This is a genomic window from Streptomyces sp. SID5910 (assembly GCF_009862125.1).
GTDB lineage: Bacteria > Actinomycetota > Actinomycetes > Streptomycetales > Streptomycetaceae > Streptomyces.
This window is the reverse complement of record NZ_WWHX01000542.1, coordinates 1-5,497: the sequence shown is the minus strand read 5'-3', so window position 1 is coordinate 5,497 and position 5,497 is coordinate 1. Positions and strand designations below refer to the sequence as shown.

General features: G+C 74.5%; 5 protein-coding genes. 4 read left to right on the top strand and 1 reads right to left on the bottom strand.

Going from position 1 to position 5,497, the window contains the following annotated elements:
• The 3 genes from GTW67_RS18940 to GTW67_RS18930 all read left to right on the top strand — a co-directional run.
• Positions 1–1,508: CDP-glycerol glycerophosphotransferase family protein (locus GTW67_RS18940; RefSeq protein WP_161166005.1), on the top strand; the 1,508-nt coding region annotated here is incomplete at its 5' end.
• The gene (locus GTW67_RS18935; RefSeq protein ID WP_161166004.1) at positions 1,505–2,782 is read left to right on the top strand and encodes a hypothetical protein; all 1,278 of its coding nucleotides are present in this window, start codon (positions 1,505–1,507) and stop codon (positions 2,780–2,782) included. The genes GTW67_RS18940 and GTW67_RS18935, both read left to right, overlap by 4 nt.
• 98 nt (positions 2,783–2,880) lie before the next feature.
• Positions 2,881–4,434, top strand: coding sequence for a hypothetical protein (locus GTW67_RS18930; protein WP_161166003.1), 1,554 nt, complete (start codon positions 2,881–2,883; stop codon positions 4,432–4,434).
• Between the two features lie 28 nt (positions 4,435–4,462).
• Here the strand turns inward: GTW67_RS18930 and GTW67_RS18925 are convergent, their stop codons facing one another.
• Positions 4,463–4,876 carry an organic hydroperoxide resistance protein gene (locus GTW67_RS18925; RefSeq protein WP_161166002.1) on the bottom strand — a complete coding sequence of 138 codons (414 nt, stop codon included), beginning with the start codon at positions 4,874–4,876 and terminating at the stop codon, positions 4,463–4,465.
• Between the two features lie 100 nt (positions 4,877–4,976).
• Between GTW67_RS18925 and GTW67_RS18920 the strand changes: the two genes are divergently transcribed.
• On the top strand, positions 4,977–5,435 hold the full coding sequence (locus GTW67_RS18920; protein WP_161166001.1) for a MarR family winged helix-turn-helix transcriptional regulator: 459 nt from the start codon (positions 4,977–4,979) through the stop codon (positions 5,433–5,435).
• Positions 5,436–5,497 lie beyond the last annotated feature (62 nt).

Sequence of the window (5,497 nt, the reverse complement as noted above, 5' to 3'; positions counted from 1 at the left end):
GGCCGGAGCTGGCCGGCTGGCGGCCGTTCCTGCACGCCAAGATGGGCGAGCACTGCCTGGACATCCTGTCGAAGCCGGACCGGCTGCCCCCGTCCGACAAGGCCGAGTTCTTCCGCCGCACCGCCGAGATGTTCCGCGACCGCAAGCCGGAGGGCGTCCAGGTCCCGGCCGGGCTGCGGGTGCTGGAGCGGGGCTGGCCGGCGTACCGGCTGCGGCGGCAGTCGGGCCGGGCGGGCCGCGAACTGGTGCGGCGCACCCGGCAGGCGGGCGGCGCCGCCGCCGGACGCCTCGGCCGGGTGCGCTCCGCGGTGAACGCCCGCCGCCCCCTGGACCCGGACCTCGCCCTGTACTCGGCGTTCTCCCACCGGGGCGTGCTCGGCGACCCCGCGGCGGTCTACCACAAGGCCCGCGAGATCGCGCCGCGGCTGCGCGGGGTGTGGGTGGTGCGCGACGAGGAGGACGCACGGCTGCTGCCGCCGGGCACGGAGCACGTCCTGCTGGGCAGTTCGGCCTACCGCCGGGTGACCGAGCGGGCCACGTACTTCGTCAACAACGTCAACTGGCCCGGCTCGCTGGCCAAGCGCCCCGGCAGCGTCCACATCCACACCCACCAGGGCACGCCGCTGAAGTTCATGGGCGCCGACCTGCTGGCCAAGCCGGGTGCCCGGCACGGCGTGGACGTGCCGCAGATGCTGCGCCGCGCCGACCGCTGGGACTACAGCCTGGTCGCCAACCGGCACTCGGAGCTGGTGTGGGAGCGGGCGTACCCGTGCCACTTCACGTCCGTGCGGACCGGCAGCCCGCGCAACGACGTCCTGGTGAACGCCGGCCCCGAGCACGGCCGCCGGGTCCGTGAGCGGCTCGGTGTGCCCGAGGGCCACACGGTGGTGCTGTACGCGCCGACCCGCCGCGACTACCGGCGCGGCGGGCACGTCGACCGGATCGACCTGGCCCGCCTCGCCGCCGACCTGGGCGAGGACCACACCCTGGTGGTCCGGCTGCACCCCTCGCTCGCCACCGGCCACGCCCGCGGCATGGGCCTGTCCGAGCTGCACCGGCGGGGCGTGGTCGTCGACGCGACGGACGAGCCGCATGTGGAGGACGTGATGCTCGCCTCCGACCTGCTGATCACCGACTACTCGGCCCTGATGTTCGACTACGCGCTCCTGGACCGGCCGATCGTCGTCCACGCCGACGACTGGGGCGCCTACGCGGCGAGCCGCGGCGCCTACTTCGACATCACCGCCGACGCGCCGGGCCATGTGTCCCGCTCCTACCGGGAGCTGGCGTGGCTGCTGGAGTCGGGGGCGTGGCGGGACGAGGAGTCGGCGCGGCTGCGGTCCGGGTTCCGGGCGCGGTTCGGCGCGTACGACGACGGGCGGGCCGCCGAGCGGGTCGTGCGGACGCTGATGCTCGGGGAGGCGATGCCGACGCCGGATCCGGCGGTCACCGTCCCCGCGGCCCGTGCCGTGCCCGCCGCCGGCCGCGACCAGCTGACCTTCTCGTGAGGCCGCGCACCTGGGTGCTGGTCCTGGCCGCGCTGTTCGCCGTGCTCCAGCTCGCGAACGTCACCGGCCGGGACACTCCCGACACCAAGAACTACCTGGCGTACGCCCTGAGCCTGTCCGGCGAGAGCAAGCGCGGGGCGGCCTCGGCCACCATCGACTACGTGTGCGAGAGCCGGGCGTCGGTGGCCCGGCGCGACCAGAGCGTGGACGTGGTCCGCTTCCACCGCGCCGACCCCTCCGACCGGGTCGCGGCGGACTGCCGCGCCCGGGAGTGGGGGACGGTGGAGCCGCGGCTGGCGGCCGGGCAGACCGGCGGGCACACCGTGCCGTACATGCCCGAGCGCTTCATGCGGATCTTCGAGGTGCGGCCCGGCTATCCGGTGTTCCTGGTGCCGTTCGTCACCGCGCTCGGGGCGACGTGGGGGCTGTGGGCGGCGAGCGTGGTCATCGCCTGCGCGGGCGGTGTCCTCGCCTTCCTGGTGCTGCGGGCGCTGTCCGTGCCGGTGCCGCTCGCGCTGACCGGGCAGGCCCTGTACTACGTGCTGCCGAGCGGCACGACCGCCATGCGCCCGATGACCGAGGGGCTGCTGATGGCGCTGACGCTGGCGGCGGTGTGGGGCTGTGCGCTGGTGCTGCGGGCGGGGCGCGAGCGGGCGGGGCTCACCCTGGTCGCCGGGTCGCTGCTCGCGCTGTTCGCCGTCAAGCACTCCCAGGCGCTGTTCCTCGGGGTGTGCCTGGCGGCGGCCGGCGCGGCGATCGCCCTGCGGCGGCGCCGACAGGGCCGTCCCCCGGGCCGGGGCGTGCCGGCGCTCGCTGCGGTGGGCCTGGCCGGGGCGCTCGTCACGATGGTGCTGGCCCGGCTGCTGCACTACCCGTCGGAGGCCGACAGCCTCCAGGACCTGCTCACCGGCCACTTCGCGCGGCCGGACCGGGAGGATCCGTGGCCGGAGTTCTGGCAGCTCCAGGGCAACTTCTGGGTGGAGTGGCTGCGCCGGCAGGCGTGGGAGCCGCTGTTCGTCGCGGCCCTGGGCGCCGGGGCGTGGGGCGCGCTGCGGCGCGGGCGCGCGGTCGGCGTCTTCGTGGTCGCGGCCGCGTTCACCGGCGTCCTCACCCAGGCCGCGCACCCGGACATCAACATCTGGGGCGAGCGGCTGATCGTGCTGGCCTGGCTGCTGCCGGTGGTGGGCGTCCCGCTGCTGCTGGAGCCGGTGCTGCGGGGCCGGGTGGCCCTTCCCGCACAGGGGCACGCCGACCGGGAGCGCGCGGTCAGCTGAATCCGGCCCTCACCCGTTGAGGTGAAGTGACGTCATGCCGTTGACGTCGGCGGGAACATACGGCAAATGTCCCGGATGTCCCCCTTCCTTGTCCTCCCGTGAGCGCCGGCGTCCTCGTCCGGCGGACCGTGCGCGGCGCGACGGCGCTGCGCGGCGGCCGCTCCTGGCGTCCCACCCCGTACCAGTTCGCCGGCTTCGTGTTCTTCCTGGCGATGACGCTGGCGTACTGGCGGGTGCCACTGTGCTGCGACGCCGGCCAGCACGCGGCGGTGGTGGAACGCCTGAAGGCCGACCTCCTCCACCCCCGCCACCCGATGGCCGACCTGCCGGGCGCCGGCAGCGCCTACTACTCGCCGTACGCGGTGGCGGAGGGCCTGTTCGCCCGGTTCGCCGGGCTGAACGGCTGGGAGGTGGTGCGGCTCGCCGGGCCGCTGAACCTGCTGGTGCTGCTGACCGGCCTGGGCCGCTTCGTGCGGGTGCTGAGCCCCCGGCCGTGGGCGCCCGTGCTGGCGCTGGGCGCGATGACGCTGCTGTGGGGCACCGAGCGGGCCTGGTGGAGCGGCTACCTCGGGCTGATGTCGATGACCGGCAACCTCGGCTACCCGTCGGCGTTCGCCATCGGCCTCACCTTCTGGGCGTGGGCACTCACGGGCACGCTGGCCCGCGACACGTACCGGGTGCGCTACGTCGGGCCCAGCGGCCTGCACGGCTTCGGCGGGTACGCCGGCCTTGGCGCCCTGTACGGGCTGATCCTGCTGATCCACCCGATCACCTCGGTGGCGGCGGCGCTGGGCGGCGTGGCGCTGGTGGCCGGATGGCAGCGGGGCCGCCACGGCGCGGTCGTCGGGCGGTGGGCGCTGACGGGCGCGGTGGCGCTGCTGTCGGCGGTCTGCTGGCCGTACTTCGACGTCCTCGCGCTGGCCGGCGACGACAGCGTGGACGGCATGCACCGGGTCCTCTACCTGGACCTGCCCGGCCAGTTCTGGCTGGCGCTGCTCGGGCTGCCGGCGCTGTGGCTGCGCGGGCGCCGCTCGGCGCGGGACCCGCTGGTGCTGATGTTCGCGCTGGACTGCGCCGTGGTGGCGTACGGCTGGCTGAGCGGCCACTACACCTACGGCAGGATCCTCGGGCTCACGCTGGTGCCGCTCCAGTTCGCCGCGGCGATCGAGCTGGCGGCACCCCGGCCCTGGGGGAGGTGGCGGCGGCTGCTGGGCACGGTGGTCGCCGCGGGGGCCCTGCTGGGGTTCCTCACGGTCCAGGCGGGGGCGGTGGTGCCGCGCCCGCTGGACCCGGTCGGCTTCGAGCAGCCGCCCGACTGGCCGACGTACGACTGGGCGGCCCGGCACATCGCCCCCGGCGAGGTGGTGATCACCGACGGCTACTACGCCGGTCACGCCCTCGCCGGGTACGGGCCGAACCTCGCGGCGCCCGCCTGGCCGGACCCCTCGCTGGACGAGCGGGAGCGCCGGCGGCGCGTGGCCGACGTGAAGGCGTATCTCGCCCCCGGCTCGACCCGCGCCCTGCGCTCCACCGTCGTCCGCCGCTACCACGTCCGCTGGCTGCTGCTGACGCGCTGGCACCCGGTGCCCGAGGAGGCGGTGGTGCGGGCGTGGAGCGAGCGGACGGGGGAGGTGCTGGCACGGGTCGGGTGAGCGGCTCGCCTTACTGGGCTTACTCGCCTTACTCGACGACGAGCTCGACCGGGATGTTGCCGCGGGTGGCGTTGGAGTAGGGGCAGACCTGGTGGGCCTGCTCGACCAGCTTGCGGCCGGTCTCCTCGTCCACGCCCTCGGGCAGCTCGACGCGGAGGGTGACGGCGAGCCCGAAGCCCTGGCCCTGCTTGCCGATGCCGACCTCGGCGGTCACCGCGGCGTCGGTGACGTCGACCTTGGCCTGCCGGCCGACGAGACCGAGGGCGCTGCCGAAACAGGCGGCGTACCCGGCGGCGAACAACTGCTCCGGGTTGGTGCCCTGCCCGTCGCCGCCCATCTCGACGGGGGCGCTGAGGGCGAGGTCCAGCTTGCCGTCGGAGCTGACGGCACGTCCGTCACGGCCGTGGGTCGCGGTGGCGGCGGCGGTGTAGAGCGCGTCCATGAGAAACCGTCCCTCTGGGAGCTGAAGCATTCCGACCCCTGAAGTGAAGCACACAACTAAATTGCGCACAACTGAATGTCGCCGCAGCTACCCTGGACCCATGACCACGCCACCGCCCTCGCCCGCGACGGACTGGCTCCGCCTCGACCAGCAGATCTGCTTCTCCCTGAACGCCGCCTCGCGCGCCTTCGGCGGCGTGTACCGCGTGCTGCTCAAGGAGCTGGGGCTCACGTACCCGCAGTACCTGGTGATGCTGGTCCTGTGGGAGCACGGCGAACTGCCGGTCAAGAAGCTCGGCGAGCACCTGCGGCTCGACTCGGGCACGCTGTCACCACTGCTCAAGCGCCTGGAGACCGCCGGCCTGGTCCACCGGGAGCGCAGCGCACAGGACGAACGGTCGGTGACGGTCCGCCCGACGGAGGAGGGTCTCGCCCTGCGCGAGCAGGCCGCGGAGGTCCCCCGCCGCATCGCCACGGCAACGGGCCTGAACCTCAAGGAGATCCAGGACCTACGAGCCCGCCTGGACCACCTGACCAGGGCCCTGGACTCGACCTACTGATTCGCCCCCAGCTGCGGGCAATCGTGCCGCTGGGCGGCACGGGTGGGCGCAGCGGCACCCCG

Excerpts from the sequence above, each read along its gene's own strand:
- GTW67_RS18920 (WP_161166001.1), top strand. The coding sequence starts at position 4,977 with ATGACCACGCCACCGCCCTCGCCCGCGACGGACTGGCTCCGCCTCGAC.
- GTW67_RS18925 (WP_161166002.1), bottom strand. The coding sequence starts at position 4,876 with ATGGACGCGCTCTACACCGCCGCCGCCACCGCGACCCACGGCCGTGAC.